This is a genomic window from Streptomyces sp. NPDC030838 (genome assembly GCF_055572035.1).
In genome coordinates, this window is the sequence record NZ_JBVIED010000001.1 from 212209 (window position 1) to 227232 (window position 15024).

Sequence of the window (15024 nt, forward strand, 5' to 3'; positions counted from 1 at the left end):
GCGCGCCGCGGCCCGTACTCCGGACGGTTGTTCAGAGTTGTTCGGTCGGTGTGCTCAGATCACACGGCGAGCGCCTGGGCCCGGCGCTTCACCTCCGTGCCGCGATTCTCGCTGAGGGCCTGCGCGGGGGTGCCGGGCAGGCTCTCGTCAGGGGTGAAGAGCCACTCCAGCATCTCTTCGTCCGTGAAGCCGTCGTCCCGCAGGAGCGTCAGGGTCCCGGACAGGCCCTTGACCACCTTGTCCCCGTCGATGAAGGCGGCGGGAACGTGCAGCGCGCGGTTCTCACCACGGCGTACGGCGATGAGCTGGCCCTCCTTGACCAGCTGCCGCACACGCGTCACCTCGACGCCGAGCTTTTCGGCGATGTCGGGGAGGGTGAGCCAGGCGGGGACGAGAGCATCGATCTTTGCGTCAATCTCGGTCACGTCACCAAGCCTGCCATCCCGGACTGACAGTCGGTAGCCAGGGCGGGCGCGGCAGGGCCGACGGAGTGGGCGACGAGGCCGCCCGCGCCCCCCGGCGACGCCCTCCCGCCCCCGCGCCCGGCTACGCCGTGGCCGACTTCAGCGGCCGGCCCGGGTCCGTGAGCAGCTCCGGGTCCATCGGCGTGCCCGACTCGATCAGGCGGCGGCCCTGGGCCAGGTCTCGCGGGCGGCCCACCGCCAGCAGCGCGACCAGGCGCCCCTCACGCAGCCAGCAGACCGTCCAGGCGGGCCCGGAGGGGTCGCCGCGCCACAGCAGGGTGTCGGCGGAAGCGTGGTGCCCGGCGTACTGCACGAAGCGGCCGAACTGCTCGGACCAGAAGTACGGGACCGGGTCGTAGGCCGCCGGGGTCTCCCCCGTGGCCGCGCCGATGATGTTCGCGGCGACCGTACGGGGGCCCTGGAGGGCGTTGTCCCAGTGGTGCACCAGCAGCCGCTCGCCGTACCGCGCGGACGGGAAGGACGCGCAGTCGCCGACCGCGTACACGTCCGGCGCGGAGGTGCGCAGACGGTCGTCGGCCACGACCTCGCCGTGCTTCCCCAGCTCGATGCCGGAGCCCGCCAGCCAGGCCGTGGCGGGGCGGGCGCCGATGCCGACGACCACGGCCCCGGCGGGCAGCCGCGTCCCGTCGTCGAGGACCACCGTGCCGGGCTCGACGCGCTCCACGCGCGCGTGGGTCCGCAGCTCGGCACCGGCGTCGGCGTACCAGCCGGTCATCGGCGCGGCCACCTCGGCGGGCAGCGCCCCGGCGAGCGGCCGGTCGGCGGCCTCCACGACGGTCACCGCGCAGCCCGCCTCACGCGCGGCGGTGGCGAACTCCGCGCCGATCCAGCCCGCGCCGACGACCACGATGTCGTGCTGCCGGGCGAGCACCGGCCGCAGCCGCTCGGCGTCGTCCAGGGTGCGCAGCAGATGCACTCCCGGCACGCCCTCGGCGCCCGGCAGCCGGATCGGTTCGGCGCCGGTGGCGACGACCAGGACGTCGTACGGCACCGGCCCGGCCTCGGTGTCCAGCTCGTGGTCGGCGGGGCGCACCCCCGTCACCTCGCGCCCGAGGTGGAGTTCGATGCCGAGCGCCTCGAAGTCGACGTCGAAGGCGGAGCCCTCGGCGGTGCCGAGCAGGACGGCCTTGGACAGGGGCGGCCGGTCGTACGGCTGGTGGGGTTCCGCGCCGATCAGCGTCACCGTGCCGGTGAAGCCCTGCTCCCGCAGGGCGACCGCGGTCTGCACCCCGGCCATGCCGGCGCCCGCCACGACCACCCGCCGCGCCGCGGACGATCCCCGTTCCTGCGTCTGCTCGCTCACCTGATCACCATAGACAACTGACATTTCGTCAGTCAGCGCTCCTGCGCCGTGACCTGCTCCACAACGCTGGTTCCGGAGCCCTCCTGGGACTCCCACTCCCAGGTTTCCTCCAGCCGCACCCGCCCGTCGGGCAGCTCCACCACCCGCGACACGCAGTGCCCGGAGGACGTCGTCCCGTCCTGCTTGAGCTGGACGTACCGGAAGTCCAGCCGGTCGCCCTCCCGGGTACCCACGAGGTGCCCGCGGACGACGTCGCCGCCCGCGTACTCGGCCCAGATCTCGCCGTCCTTCTCGTGGTAGCGGAACCGGGTGCGGGTGCCCACCTGGCCGGGCGCCTGGTCGGCGACGGGGGCGAGGACGAGACCGTCGAGGCTGCGGGCCACGGGCGGAGGCTCCCTTACAGAGTCGTGCGGCGTCGGGCTAGGGTGGCCAACGTAAAGCACTCGCGGGAGCCCGGACGCACCGGGCTGAGAGGGAGGCTGGCGGCCTCCGACCGTACGAACCTGATCCGGGTCATGCCGGCGAAGGGAGGGGCTGGACGCCCATGTCGCGTACGTCCGACACATCCGACACATCCGACGTCCTGGTCATCGGGGGCGGGATCATCGGTCTGGTCACGGCCTGGCGGGCCGCGCAGCGCGGGTTCGCCACGGCGGTGCTGGACCCCGAACCGGGCGGCGGGGCCGCCCAGGTGGCGGCCGGGATGCTCGCCGCCGTCACCGAACTGCACTACGGCGAGCAGACCCTGCTCGGCCTGAACCTGGCCTCGGCCCGCCGCTACCCGGAGTTCGCGGCCGAGCTGACCGACCTCACGGGGCACGACCTCGGCTACCGCCAGTGCGGCACGCTCGCCGTCGCGCTGGACGCCGACGACCGCGCCCATCTGCGCGAACTGCACGCCCTGCAACGGGAGTCGGGGCTCGACTCGGAGTGGCTGTCGGGGCGCGAGTGCCGGCGCCTGGAGCCGATGCTCGCGCCCGGCGTGCGCGGGGGCCTGCGGGTCGACGGCGACCACCAGATCGACCCGCGGCGGCTGGCGGCCGCCCTGGTGGTGGCGTGCGAGCGGGCGGGGGTGGTGTTCCACCGCGTCCGCGCGGAGCGGCTCACCGTCGTACGGGACCGCGCCACGGGGGTCGTGACGGCCGACGGCACCGCGCTGGGCGCCGGGCAGGTGGTGCTCGCCGCCGGCAGCCTCAGCGGGTGCCTCGCGGGCGTCCCGGACGCCGTCCTGCCGCCGGTGCGGCCGGTGAAGGGGCAGGTGCTGCGGCTGACCGTGCCGGAGCGGTACGCCCCGTTCCTGAGCCGGACCGTGCGGGCCGTGGTGCGCGGCAGCCATGTCTACCTGGTGCCGCGCGAGAACGGCGAGCTGGTGGTCGGCGCGACCAGCGAGGAGCTGGGCTGGGACACGACGGTGACCGCGGGTGGCGTGTACGAGCTGCTGCGCGACGCCCATGAGCTGGTGCCGGGCATCACCGAGCTGCCGCTGACGGAGACCCGCGCGGGGCTGCGCCCCGGCTCCCCCGACAACGCGCCGCTGCTCGGCCCGACCGACCTCGACGGGCTGCTGCTGGCCACCGGCCACTACCGCAACGGGGTGCTGCTGACCCCGGTGACGGGTGACGTGATGGCACACGCCCTGGCCACCGGCGACCTGCCGGAGGAGGCCCGCCCGTTCACACCGAAGCGTTTCACCGCCGCCGCACCCACGGAGCCCGCCTCCACGCAGCCCGCCCCCACGCAGCCCGCACGCACGGAGCAGCCCGCATGAAGATCTCGGTCAACGGCGAGGCCCGCGAGGTCGCGCCCGGCACGGCACTCGAGGCCGTCGTCCGCACCCTCACCGCGGCGCCCTCCGGCGTGGCCGCCGCCCTCAACGAAACCGTCGTCCCGCGCGGACAGTGGGCGACGACCGCGCTCTCCGACGGAGACCGCGTCGAAGTCCTCACCGCCGTCCAAGGAGGCTGACCCATGGCCGACGACCCCTTCGTCCTCGGTGGTACGACCTTCACATCCCGGCTGATCATGGGCACCGGCGGCGCGCCCAGCCTGGAGGTCCTGGAGCGCGCCCTGGTGGCGTCCGGGACCGAGCTGACGACGGTCGCCATGCGCCGGGTGAACCCGGACGTGCACGGCTCGGTGCTGTCCGTGCTGGACAGGCTGGGCATCCGGGTGCTGCCGAACACGGCGGGCTGCTTCACCGCCGGTGAGGCGGTGCTCACCGCGCGGCTGGCCCGCGAGGCGCTGGGCACGGACCTGGTCAAGCTGGAGGTCATCGCCGACGAGCGCACCCTGCTGCCGGACCCGATCGAGCTGCTGGAGGCCGCCGAGACGCTGGTCGACGACGGGTTCACGGTGCTGCCGTACACCAACGACGACCCGGTGCTGGCGCGGAAGCTGGAAGACGTGGGGTGTGCCGCGATCATGCCGCTCGGCTCCCCCATCGGCTCCGGGCTCGGCATCCGCAACCCGCACAACTTCCAGCTGATCGTGGAGCACGCGCGCGTGCCGGTGATCCTGGACGCGGGCGCCGGCACGGCGTCCGACGCGGCGTTCGCCATGGAGCTGGGCTGCGCGGGTGTGATGCTCGCCTCGGCCGTCACCCGGGCGCAGCAGCCGGTGCTGATGGCGGAGGCCATGCGGCACGCGGTCGAAGCGGGCCGGCTGGCCCACCGCGCGGGCCGCATCCCGCGCCGCCACTTCGCCGAGGCGTCCTCCCCGACGGAGGGCCGGGCCCGTCTGGACCCGGAACGTCCGGCGTTCTGACGGTCGCAGGTCAGCTCCGGCGTTCTGACGGTCACAGGTCTGCTTCAGTCGCTTCCCGGGTCCCGGGAAGCGACGGGTCGTGTCCGTGGCTGCTCGTACACTCACCTGCGTGGACACGACCCTTCAAGACCCTCTGGTCGGGCAGCTGCTCGACGGCCGTTATCGCGTCGACGCGCGGATCGCGGTCGGCGGGATGGCCACGGTCTACCGGGCCGTGGACACCCGCCTCGACCGCGTACTCGCGCTGAAGGTGATGCATCCCACGCTGGCGGCCGACGCGTCGTTCGTGGAGCGGTTCATCCGGGAGGCGAAGTCGGTCGCCCGGCTGGCCCACCCCAATGTGGTGCAGGTCTTCGACCAGGGCACCGACGGGTCGTACGTCTATCTGGCCATGGAGTACGTCGCCGGGTGCACCCTGCGCGACGTCCTGCGCGAGCGCGGGGCGCTCCAGCCCAGGGCCGCGCTGGACATCCTGGAGCCGGTGCTCGCCGCGCTCGGCGCCGCGCACCGCGCGGGGTTCGTGCACCGGGACATGAAGCCGGAGAACGTCCTCATAGGGGACGACGGCCGGGTGAAGGTCGCCGACTTCGGGCTGGTGCGCTCCGTCGACACGGTCACCAGCACCACCGGCGCCGTCCTCGGCACCGTCTCCTATCTGGCCCCCGAGCAGATCGAACAGGGCACCGCCGACCCGCGCGTGGACGTCTACGCCTGCGGCGTGGTGCTGTACGAGATGCTGACGGGCGGCAAGCCGCACTCCGGCGGCACCCCGGCCCAGGTGCTGTACCAGCACCTCCACGAGGACGTCCCGCCGCCGTCGGCGGCCGTGCCGGGTCTGGCGTACGAGCTGGACGAGCTGGTCGCCTCGGCCACCGCGCGCACCCCGGAGGTGCGTCCGCACAACGCCGTGGCGCTGCTCGGCCAGGTCCGCGAGGCGCGGGCCGCGCTGAGCGCGGACCAGCTCGACGCGGTCCCGCCGCAGGCGCTGGCGGCGGAGCACGACAACGCGGAGGACCGCACGAGCGTGATCCCGCGCGCGCTTACGGTGCCGCGCCCGCTGCCGGTTGACGGAGACGACGAGGACGCCGCGCCGTCGGTCGACCGGACCAGCCGGCTGGAGCCCCTGGCCCCGGCCCCCGGGCGCCGTCGGCCGCCACGCACGGTGGTCACGATCGTCGCCGCCGTCCTGCTGATACTCGGGGTCGGCGCGGGTGTCTGGTACATCAACTCCGGCCAGTTCACCAAGGTCCCGCCGCTGCTGGCGAAGACCCAGGAGCAGGCCGAGCGGCGGCTCGAGGACGCCGGCCTGGAGGTCGGCGACGTCAAGCACGCCTACAGCGACACCGTGAAGCGCGGCACGATCATCAGCACCGACCCCGCGCCGGGCAGCCGGATCCGGCAGAACGACTCGGTGACGCTGACCGTCTCCGACGGCCCGCAGACGGTGAAGGTGCCGAATCTGGCGGGCTACCGCCTGGACAAGGCGCGAGACGTGCTCAAGGACGAGGGCCTGGAGCCGGGCATGGTCACCCGGGTGTTCAGCGACGACGTGGAGCCGGGCTTCGTGATCGGCACCGAGCCGGTCGCGGGCACCGAGCGCAAGGCGGGCTCCGCGATCGCCCTCACCGTGAGCAAGGGCAGCCCGATCAACGTCCCGGACGTCCTCGGCCAGGACATCGCCGGCGCCCGGGAGCGGCTCCAGGAGGCCGGTCTGAAGGTGCGGGTCGCCCAGCGGCAGGTGCACTCGGAGTACGAGGCGGGCCAGGTCGCCCGGCAGACCCCGGACGCCGGAACCCGGGCCGCCGAGGGCGACACGGTGACCCTCACGGTCTCCAAGGGCCCGGTCATGGTCGAGGTCCCGGACGTGGTCGGTGACAGCGTCGACGAGGCGAAGGAGAAGCTGGAGGCCGCCGGTTTCCAGGTCGAGGAGGACCGCGGTCTGCTGGGCCTGTTCGGCGACACGGTCAAGGAGCAGTCGGTGGCGGGCGGCGAGACGGCTCCCGAGGGCTCCACGATCACGATCACCATCCGCTGAGCCACCCCTGAGAGCCACCCCTGAGAGCCACCGCACACCCTCCGCCGACGGGAGCACGGGAAGGTCCATGACACCCTGAACGGGTGAAGAGTGAACTTCCCGGCCCCCTCCGCAACCCCGTCGGCGGTCACGTCCCCGTGGCCGGCGGCCTCAGCTCCGTAGGCCTGTCGTACGCCCGTGATCTCCAGGCCGAGACCGTGCAGGTCTTCGTCGCCAACCCGCGTGGCTGGGCGACGCCCGCCGGCAATCCGCGGCAGGACGAGGAGTTCCGGGCGGCGTGCGCGGCCGAGTCGATCCCGGCGTACGTGCACGCCCCGTATCTGATCAACTTCGGCTCGCACACCGAGGCGACGGTGGAGCGGTCGGTGGAGTCGCTGCGGCACTCGCTGCGGCGCGGGCGGGAGATCGGCGCCCTCGGCGTGGTGGTGCACACGGGCAGCGCGACCGGCGGCCGGGACCGGTCGGTGGCGCTGAAGCAGGTGCGGGAGCACATGCTGCCGCTGCTGGACGAGCTGACCCATGACGACGACCCCTTCCTGCTGCTGGAGTCGACGGCCGGCCAGGGCGCCTCGCTGTGCTCGCGGACGTGGGACTTCGGGCCGTACTTCGAGGCCCTGGACGCGCACCCGAAGCTCGGCGTCTGTCTGGACACCTGCCACATCTTCGCCGCCGGGCACGATCTGACCGGCCCGAGCGGGATGCACCAGACCCTCGATCTGCTGGTGGAGACGGTCGGCGAGGGCCGGCTGAAGCTGATCCACGCCAATGACTCCAAGGACGTGGTCGGCGCGCACAAGGACCGGCACGCGAACATCGGCGCCGGTCACATCGGCGAGGACCCGTTCCGGGCGCTCATGACGCACCCGGCCACCGAGGGAGTCCCGCTGATCATCGAGACGCCCGGCGGCAAGGAGGGGCACGCGGCGGACGTGGAGCGGCTGAAGAAGCTCCGGGAGATCTGAGGAGAAGCGCCGGTCAGAGCTCGGGGCCGTCCCCGGGCTCCTCCTGGTAGGAGTAGCGCTGCTCCTTCCAGGGGTCGCCGATGTTGTGGTAGCCGCGCTCCTCCCAGAAGCCGCGGCGATCGGCGGTCATGTACTCGACGCCGCGGACCCACTTGGGGCCCTTCCAGGCGTACAGATGCGGCACCACCAGGCGGAGCGGGAAGCCGTGCTCGGCGGTGAGCAGTTCGCCGTCCTTGTGGGTGGCGAAGATCGTGCCCTCGGCGGCGAAGTCGGACAGCCGCAGATTCGAGCTGAAGCCGTACTCCGCCCACACCATCACATGGGTGACATTCTCGGCGGGCGGAGCGATCTCCAGGATGGTCCGCGCGGGGATTCCGCCCCACTCCGCGCCCAGCATGCTGAACTTCGTCACGCAGTGCAGATCGGCCACCACGGTGGTGTACGGCATGGCCGTGAACTCCTCGTGGGTCCAGCAGTGCTTCTCGCCGTCGGCGGTGGCCCCGAAGACCCTGAACTCCCAGCGTTCGGGCCGGAACTTGGGCACCGGGCCGTAGTGCGTGACCGGCCAGCCGCGCTGCACTCGCTGCCCCGGCGGAAGCTCGGACCGTGCTGCTTCTCCTGATTCGTGCTCCACCGGATGACCCATGTCTCCATCCTGACAGACCCCGACCGGTGCACATGACCAGGCAGGTCCGGAAACGGGCAACTACCACTAAGCATGCACTTACTTACTAAGTACGCACTTACTGGACGATCTTCGACGGCCGGTGCAATCATGCGGCGCAACCTGCCAGTTCCCCCGCGCGGAAGGAGCCTCTGCGATGCAGGGCGACCCCGAGGTCCTCGAATTCCTCAACGAGCAGTTGACCGGCGAGCTGACGGCGATCAACCAGTACTGGCTGCACTACCGGATCCAGGACAACAAGGGCTGGACCAAGCTCGCCAAGTACACGCGTGAAGAGTCCATCGACGAGATGAAGCACGCGGACAAGATCACCGAGCGCATCCTGATGCTGGACGGCCTGCCCAACTATCAGCGCTTGTTCCATGTGCGGGTCGGCCAGACGGTCACCGAGATGTTCCAGGCCGACCGGCAGATCGAGGTCGAGGCGATCGACCGCCTCAAGCGGGGGATCGAGGTGATGCGCACCAAGGGCGACATCACGTCCGCGAACCTCTTCGAGTCGATCCTCGAGGACGAGGAGCACCACATCGACTACCTGGACACACAGCTGGAGCTGATCGACAAGCTCGGTGAGGCGCTCTACATCGCCCAGCAGATCGAGCAGCCGAGCTAGGCCGCTTCCTGGAGCTCTTCGTCCAGGCCGGCAAGCACCGGCTTGCCCTGGTCGGCCAGCTCACGGCGGGGGCACGCGCCCCTGCCCAGGAGCGCCTGAATACGGCGTACACACGATCCGCAGTCGGTGCCCGCCTTGCAGGCGGAGGCTATCTGGCGGGGCGTACAGGCGCCGTTCTCCGCGTGCTGCTTCACCTGCTGCTCGGTGACGCCGAAGCAAGAGCAGACGTACACGCGGTTCACCTCCCGCCGGGATCGATTGATGGTGCCGTCCCCGTTGATCGGTGAGGCTAACCTAACCTTACCCGTCACACGCAGGCCCCAAAAGTGGGAGGGGGCGCGGATCGTATGTGATCCGCGCCCCACTTCATGGCCGAAAATCGCCTGTAACAGGCGCTCCCGTCACTGGTCCCTGTACATCTCCGCGACGAGGAACGCCAGGTCCAGCGACTGGCTGCGGTTGAGCCGCGGGTCGCAGGCCGTCTCGTAGCGCTGGTGCAGGTCGTCGACGAAGATCTCGTCGCCGCCGCCCACGCACTCGGTGACGTCGTCGCCGGTCAGCTCCACGTGGATGCCGCCCGGGTGGGTGCCGAGGGCCTTGTGGACCTCGAAGAAGCCCTTGACCTCGTCGAGCACGTCGTCGAAGCGGCGGGTCTTGTGGCCGGAGGCCGCCTCGAAGGTGTTGCCGTGCATCGGGTCGGTCACCCAGGCCACCGTGGCGCCGGAGGCGGTGACCTTCTCGACCAGCTCGGGGAGCTTGTCGCGGATCTTGTCCGCGCCCATCCGGACGATGAAGGTCAGCCGGCCCGGCTCGCGCTCCGGGTCCAGGCGCTCGATGTACTGCAGCGCCTCCTCGGCCGTCGTCGTCGGGCCGAGCTTGATGCCGATCGGGTTGCGGATCCTCGACGCGAACTCGATGTGCGCGTGGTCCAGCTGCCGGGTGCGCTCGCCGATCCACACCATGTGCGCGGAGACGTCGTACAGCTGCCCGGTCCGCGAGTCGACCCGCGTGAGCGCCGACTCGTAGTCGAGCAGCAGCGCCTCGTGCGAGGCGTAGAACTCGACGGTCTTGAACTCCTCCGGATCGGCCCCGCAGGCGTGCATGAAGTTCAGCGCGTTGTCGATCTCGCGCGCCAGCTGCTCGTAGCGCTGGCCGGACGGGGACGACTTCACGAAGTCCTGGTTCCAGGCGTGCACCTGGCGCAGGTCGGCGTAGCCGCCGGTGGTGAAGGCGCGCACCAGGTTGAGCGTCGAGGCGGACGCGTTGTACATCCGCTTCAGGCGCTCGGGGTCCGGGACGCGGGCCTCCTCGGTGAAGTCGAAGCCGTTGACGGAGTCGCCCCGGTAGGTCGGGAGCGTCACGCCGTCGCGGGTCTCGGTCGGCTTGGAGCGCGGCTTGGAGTACTGGCCGGCGATGCGGCCGACCTTCACCACGGGCACGGAGGCGGCGTACGTCAGCACGGCGCCCATCTGGAGCAGGGTCTTGAGCTTGTTACGGATGTGATCGGCGGACACCGCGTCGAACGCCTCGGCACAGTCGCCGCCCTGGAGGAGGAACGCCTCTCCCTTGGCGACGGCCGCCATCCGGGCGCGCAGCTGGTCGCACTCGCCGGCGAAGACGAGCGGCGGATACGACTCGAGGTCCGCGATCACCTTGCGCAGAGCCTCGGGGTCGGGGTACTCGGGCTGCTGCGCCGCGGGCAGGTTTCGCCAGGTGTTGCCAGCGCTTGCGCTGGTCTTAGCGTTCACGGTCACGACCTCAACATTACGGGGTGATGTCCTGTGGTTCCGGACCACGCCCAGCAAGTGAGACGCAGGCGACGCGTGACGGACATGGGGTAGGGTGCGCCGTATGTTCGCGCATTCGATCCAGAACTGGTGGTGGACCGCTTCTCCGGCGGCCCGCTGACTGCGCGTATCCAAGACTTCGCGAAGGCCGCCCGAGGGGCGGCCTTCGGTGTTTCCGAGGTCCGTTCCTCTCCACCTGAGAAGGAGCACGGACCATGAACCTGCTCGGCTTGCTGGACGATCCCCGCCCGTTCGCCCTGCTGCGCCGCCGCACCCCGGGCCACGACGAGAACACCGTGGAGGTGTTCCTCGGGCCGGTCAGCGACTGTGACCGTCTCGCCGACCTGCCCGACGAGGGGCTCGCGCTCGTCCCCTTCCGCCAGATCCGCGAGCGCGGCTTCGACGTCCGCGACGACGGCACCCCCCTGACGGTGCTGACACCCACCGAGTCGTACACCCTGACGCTGGACGAGGCCCTCGCCCAGCTGCCCGCGCACGAGGTCCGGGTGCGGGGCGGGGGCTTCGACGTGGACGACGAGGAGTACGCCGAGATCGTCGGGCGGGTGCTGCGCGAGGAGATCGGGCGCGGCGAGGGCGCGAACTTCGTGATCCGGCGGACGTACGAGGGGGAGATCCCGGGGTTCGGCCGCGCCGACGCGCTGGCGCTGTTCCGGCGGCTGCTGGCGGGCGAACGGGGCGCGTACTGGACGTTCGTGGTGCACACCGGGGACCGGACGCTGGTCGGGGCCAGCCCCGAGGTGCATGTGCGGATGTCCGGCGGCACGGTCGTGATGAACCCGATCAGCGGGACGTACCGCTACCCCGCCGAGGGGCCGACGCCCGAGCATCTGCTCGACTTCCTCGCCGACGGCAAGGAGATCGAGGAGCTGTCGATGGTCGTCGACGAGGAGCTGAAGATGATGTGCACCGTCGGCGACATGGGCGGGGTGGTCGTCGGGCCGCGGCTGAAGGAGATGGCGCACCTCGCCCACACGGAGTACGAGCTGCGCGGGCGGTCCTCGCTGGATGTGCGGGAGGTCCTGAAGGAGACCATGTTCGCGGCGACCGTCACGGGCTCGCCGGTGCAGAACGCCTGCCGGGTCATCGAGCGGTACGAGCCCCTCGGGCGGGATGGTGTCGGGCGCGGCTACTACGCGGGTGCGCTGGCGCTGCTCGGCCGGGACTCCGGCGGGGCGCAGACCCTGGACTCCCCCATCCTGATCCGTACGGCGGACATCGACGCGGCCGGGCGGCTGCGGGTGCCGGTCGGCGCGACGCTGGTGCGCGGCTCGGACCCGGTGAGCGAGGTCGCGGAGACGCACGCGAAGGCGGCGGGGGTGCTGGCCGCGCTCGGTGTGCGTCCGGGCCGGCCGCGCGCGGAGGCCGTACGGCCGCGGCTGGCCGACGATCCGCGAGTGCGGGCCGCGCTGGACGGGCGCCGGGCCTCGCTGGCGCCGTTCTGGCTGCGGATGCAGGAGCGGTCGGCGGAGCTGGACGGGCACGCTCTGGTCGTCGACGGGGAAGACACCTTCACGGCGATGCTCGCGCATGTGCTGCGGTCGAGCGGTCTGGAGGTGACCGTGCGGCGGTACGACGAGCCGGGGCTTCGGGAGGCGGTGCTCGCGCACGAGGGTCCGCTGGTGCTGGGGCCCGGACCGGGGGATCCGGGTGACGTCGAGGACCCGAAGATGCGGTTCCTGCGGGGGCTGACCGCCGAGGTGGTCCGGGGGCACCGGCACGGAGTGCTCGGCGTCTGCCTCGGGCACGAGCTGATCGCGGCCGAGCTGGGGCTGGAGATCGTGCGGAAGGACGTGCCGTACCAGGGCGCGCAGACGGAGATCGATCTGTTCGGGCGGCCGGAGACCGTCGGCTTCTACAACAGCTTCGTGGCGCGCTGCGACGACGAGGCGGCGGCGGAGCTGGCAGCGCACGGCGTGGAGGTGAGCCGGGCCGCGAACGGGGAGGTGCACGCGCTGCGCGGGCCGGGATTCGCCGGTGTCCAGTTCCATCCGGAGTCGGTGCTGACGCTGAACGGCGCGGCCGTGGTCCGGGAGCTGGTGGGTCAGCTGCGGGGTACCAGCACGTTCTCCGTGCGGCGGCCCGCCCGGTAGTCCAGGACGTTCTTGAGCGTCGTCTCGACGATCTGGGCGACGGCCTCCCTGGTGTAGTACGCCTGGTGGGAGGTGACCAGGACGTTCGGGAAGGTGACGAGGCGGGCCAGGGTGTCGTCCTCGACGGCCTCCAGGGACCGGTCGAGGAAGAACACCCCGGCCTCCGCCTCGTAGACGTCGAGGCCGACGCCGGCGAAGCGGCCCTCGCGCAGTTCGGCGACGAGGGCCGCCGTGTCGATCAGGCCGCCGCGGCTGGAGTTGACCAGGATCGCGTCGTCCTTCATCACCTTCAGCGCGTCGGCGTCGATCAGGTGCCGGGTCTCCGGCATCAGCGGGACGTGCAGGGTGACCAGGTCGGACTCGGCGAGCAGCTGCTCCTTGGCGACGTACGTCATGCCGAGCTGCATACAGGCGGGGTTCTCGGCGATGTCCCAGCCGAGCAGCCGCATGCCGAAGCCGTGCGCGATCCGGGCGAAGGCCTCGCCGATCTTGCCGGTGCCGAGCACGCCGGCGGTGCGGCCGTGCATGTCGCGGCCCATCAGCCCGTCGAGGCGGAAGTCGAAGTCGCGGGTGCGGGTGGAGGCGCGGACGATACGGCGGTTGACCGCCATGGCGAGGGCCCAGGCGAACTCGGCGACCGAGTACGGCGAGTAGTACGAGACCCGGGCCACGGTGATGCCGAGGCGTTCGGCGGCCTGGAGGTCGATGTTGTTGAAGCCGGTGGAGCGCTGGGCGATCATCCGGGTGCCGCCGGCCGCCAGGATCTCCAGGACGCGGCCGCCGAGGTCGGCGTTGACGCTGGTGGAGACGATCTCGTAGCCGGTCGCGATGGGGGCGGTGTCCTCGTTGAGGAAGACGTCCAGGCAGCGGGCCTCGTGGTGGCTTTTGAACGCTTGCTCGATCAGGGGCTTCTCGTCGGCCTGCACACCGAACGCCAGGATCTCCACGGGGTCCCTCCGGGGGTTTGGCCGCTTTTGGGGTGGTTCCGGTGAATATAGTCGTGTCGTCTGTGGCTGGTCGCGCCCACGCGGCGGAGGCGCATGGTGATAACGCCTCGCGCCCCTCAGGTGCCTCTGCGCAGGCGTTCTGTCAGGGCTCGGCCCTGTTGGGGAGACGGGCGGGGTTCCGCCAGGCGGGTCAGTAGGCGGTCCAGGTGGAGGTCCACCGCGGACTCGACGAGCTCCGAGTAGACCTCCGCGGCGAGGCGGGCCCGGTGGTGGGCGATGACCGCCGCGGTCAGGGCGATCAGCGCGGCCGGCCACCACAGGGCGGCCAGCGGCAGGTACAGCGCCGCCCAGCCGCCGAGCGTGAACGCGGTGTCCAGGCGGGCGCGGGTCTCGGTGAGGGTGTCGCGGGTGGTGGTGGGCAGCAGCAGCCACAGGCGGGGCCAGACGGTGGCGAGGTCGATGCCGTACTCCTGGCGGAGCCGTACGGCGGGGGCGTGCAGCCGGTCGCCGAGCCAGGTGGGGTGCTGCGGGGGGATCAGCGCGAGGGCGTTGCGGCGGGCGGCGTCCGTGGCGCGGCCGTCGGCGCGGTAGGCGGCGTCGGCGGCCTGCCAGGCGGCGGACCGGCGGGCGGTGCGGCGGGCGGCGAGGGCGGTGAGGGGGCGCGGCCAGGCGCCGGTGAGGGCGCGTTCGACGGGCCCGGCGAGGGCCTGGGCGAGCAGGCCGAGGCCGGCGGAGAGCGGGACGGCGGCCAGGATCAGCAGGACGGCGCGGACCGCGAGGACGTTCTGCCGGTCCGGCTCGCCCTCGGTGAGCGCGGTGAAGGCGTCCCGCAGGGCGCGCCAGTCGGACCAGCCGGCGTGTCCCAGCTCGACGGCCGCCGCGGCGACCAGCAGATAGCCGAGGCCGGGCAGCACCAGCAGCGCGAACCAGCGCTCGGCCAGCCTGCGGCCCAGCTCGGCGAGGAAGCCCGTCACCCGGCGGCCCTCAGGCGTCCGCGACGAAGCTGAGCACCCGCTCGTGCACCAGGCACTCCGGCGGCCCCTGCCCGGCCCGGCGCTGTTCGACGCGGCCGCAGCGGCCGGCCGGGCAGATGTACACGCCCTCCACGGGCGGGCCGGGGGCGCCGACCGGCGTGGGGGCGTGGCGGGCGAGCAGCGGTCCGGTGACGGTGACGTCGAGGGAGCGCAGCACCTCGTCGAAGTCGGCGCCCTCGCGCAGCCGCCGCACCGCCTGCTCCAGGGCGGCCCGGCGGGGGCCGCTGAGCAGTCGCAGGGTGGCCAACTCCCGGCAGAATTCGGCGTGCAGGTCGTCGTCGGCTGGTTCCACGGGATCG

The 15024-nt window shown here is 72.1% G+C and carries 17 protein-coding genes and 1 riboswitch; of the genes, 8 read left to right on the forward strand and 9 right to left on the reverse strand.

The features are described from left to right. Positions 1–59 precede the first annotated feature (59 nt). From ACZ42A_RS00955 to ACZ42A_RS00965, 3 genes are all read right to left on the reverse strand, one after another. Positions 60–425, reverse strand: a complete 366-nt coding sequence (locus tag ACZ42A_RS00955) for an Rv2175c family DNA-binding protein (protein ID WP_433039126.1) — start codon at positions 423–425, stop codon at positions 60–62. A 121-nt stretch (positions 426–546) separates the two neighbouring features. Next, a complete protein-coding gene (locus ACZ42A_RS00960) occupies positions 547–1788 on the reverse strand; it encodes an NAD(P)/FAD-dependent oxidoreductase (protein WP_468524986.1) in 1242 nt (413 codons plus the stop codon). A 32-nt stretch (positions 1789–1820) separates the two neighbouring features. Next, a complete protein-coding gene (locus ACZ42A_RS00965) occupies positions 1821–2171 on the reverse strand; it encodes an avidin-fold protein (RefSeq protein ID WP_468524987.1) in 351 nt (116 codons plus the stop codon). A 52-nt stretch (positions 2172–2223) separates the two neighbouring features. Further along, a riboswitch (TPP riboswitch) is annotated at positions 2224–2335 on the forward strand. On the opposite strand from ACZ42A_RS00965, the gene thiO reads away from it, so the two are divergent. The 5 genes from thiO to ACZ42A_RS00990 all read left to right on the forward strand — a co-directional run bounded on the left by thiO (position 2333) and on the right by ACZ42A_RS00990 (position 7548). Beyond that, positions 2333–3556 (forward strand): glycine oxidase ThiO, encoded by a 1224-nt coding sequence (gene thiO, locus ACZ42A_RS00970; protein WP_468524988.1) that lies wholly within the window; start codon positions 2333–2335, stop codon positions 3554–3556. It overlaps the preceding riboswitch by 3 nt. Then, on the forward strand, positions 3553–3753 hold the full coding sequence (gene thiS, locus ACZ42A_RS00975) for a sulfur carrier protein ThiS (RefSeq protein ID WP_468524989.1): 201 nt from the start codon (positions 3553–3555) through the stop codon (positions 3751–3753). Before thiO ends, thiS begins: the two co-directional genes overlap by 4 nt. A 3-nt stretch (positions 3754–3756) precedes the next feature. After that, complete coding sequence (locus tag ACZ42A_RS00980) at positions 3757–4551, forward strand: thiazole synthase (RefSeq protein ID WP_468524990.1); 795 nt, start codon at positions 3757–3759, stop codon at positions 4549–4551. A gap of 109 nt (positions 4552–4660) precedes the next feature. Further along, complete coding sequence (gene pknB / locus ACZ42A_RS00985; protein ID WP_468524991.1) at positions 4661–6586, forward strand: Stk1 family PASTA domain-containing Ser/Thr kinase; 1926 nt, start codon at positions 4661–4663, stop codon at positions 6584–6586. An 83-nt stretch (positions 6587–6669) separates the two neighbouring features. Then, entirely contained in the window at positions 6670–7548 is an 879-nt protein-coding gene (locus tag ACZ42A_RS00990) for a deoxyribonuclease IV (RefSeq protein ID WP_468524992.1), read from the forward strand. A gap of 13 nt (positions 7549–7561) precedes the next feature. Here ACZ42A_RS00990 and ACZ42A_RS00995 read toward each other — a convergent pair whose 3' ends face one another. After that, positions 7562–8194: a sulfite oxidase-like oxidoreductase gene (locus ACZ42A_RS00995; protein WP_468524993.1), complete on the reverse strand. Its 633-nt coding sequence runs from the start codon at positions 8192–8194 to the stop codon at positions 7562–7564. Positions 8195–8369: 175 nt separating this feature from the next. Here ACZ42A_RS00995 and bfr point away from each other — a divergent pair, with 175 nt between their 5' ends. Next, positions 8370–8846, forward strand: a complete 477-nt coding sequence (gene bfr, locus ACZ42A_RS01000) for a bacterioferritin (RefSeq protein ID WP_468524994.1) — start codon at positions 8370–8372, stop codon at positions 8844–8846. Here bfr and ACZ42A_RS01005 read toward each other — a convergent pair. Beyond that, on the reverse strand, positions 8843–9088 hold the full coding sequence (locus ACZ42A_RS01005; protein ID WP_468524995.1) for a (2Fe-2S)-binding protein: 246 nt from the start codon (positions 9086–9088) through the stop codon (positions 8843–8845). The genes bfr and ACZ42A_RS01005 overlap by 4 nt on opposite strands. A 159-nt stretch (positions 9089–9247) precedes the next feature. Beyond that, positions 9248–10600, reverse strand: coding sequence for a class II 3-deoxy-7-phosphoheptulonate synthase (locus ACZ42A_RS01010; protein WP_468524996.1), 1353 nt, complete (start codon positions 10598–10600; stop codon positions 9248–9250). A gap of 97 nt (positions 10601–10697) precedes the next feature. Here ACZ42A_RS01010 and ACZ42A_RS01015 point away from each other — a divergent pair, with 97 nt between their 5' ends. After that, positions 10698–10754 carry a trp operon leader peptide gene (locus tag ACZ42A_RS01015; protein ID WP_189697087.1) on the forward strand — a complete coding sequence of 19 codons (57 nt, stop codon included), beginning with the start codon at positions 10698–10700 and terminating at the stop codon, positions 10752–10754. 94 nt (positions 10755–10848) lie between these two features. Next, on the forward strand, positions 10849–12744 hold the full coding sequence (locus ACZ42A_RS01020) for an anthranilate synthase family protein (RefSeq protein ID WP_468524997.1): 1896 nt from the start codon (positions 10849–10851) through the stop codon (positions 12742–12744). On the opposite strand, the gene ACZ42A_RS01025 is transcribed toward ACZ42A_RS01020, so the two are convergent. From ACZ42A_RS01025 to ACZ42A_RS01035, 3 genes are all read right to left on the reverse strand, one after another. Next, a complete protein-coding gene (locus ACZ42A_RS01025) occupies positions 12696–13691 on the reverse strand; it encodes a 2-hydroxyacid dehydrogenase (protein WP_468524998.1) in 996 nt (331 codons plus the stop codon). The two genes, ACZ42A_RS01020 and ACZ42A_RS01025, sit on opposite strands and share 49 nt — an antisense overlap. A gap of 116 nt (positions 13692–13807) precedes the next feature. Then, positions 13808–14665 (reverse strand): hypothetical protein, encoded by an 858-nt coding sequence (locus ACZ42A_RS01030; protein WP_468524999.1) that lies wholly within the window; start codon positions 14663–14665, stop codon positions 13808–13810. Between the two features lie 10 nt (positions 14666–14675). Further along, positions 14676–15017 carry a hypothetical protein gene (locus ACZ42A_RS01035; RefSeq protein ID WP_468525000.1) on the reverse strand — a complete coding sequence of 114 codons (342 nt, stop codon included), beginning with the start codon at positions 15015–15017 and terminating at the stop codon, positions 14676–14678. Positions 15018–15024: the final 7 nt, after the last annotated feature.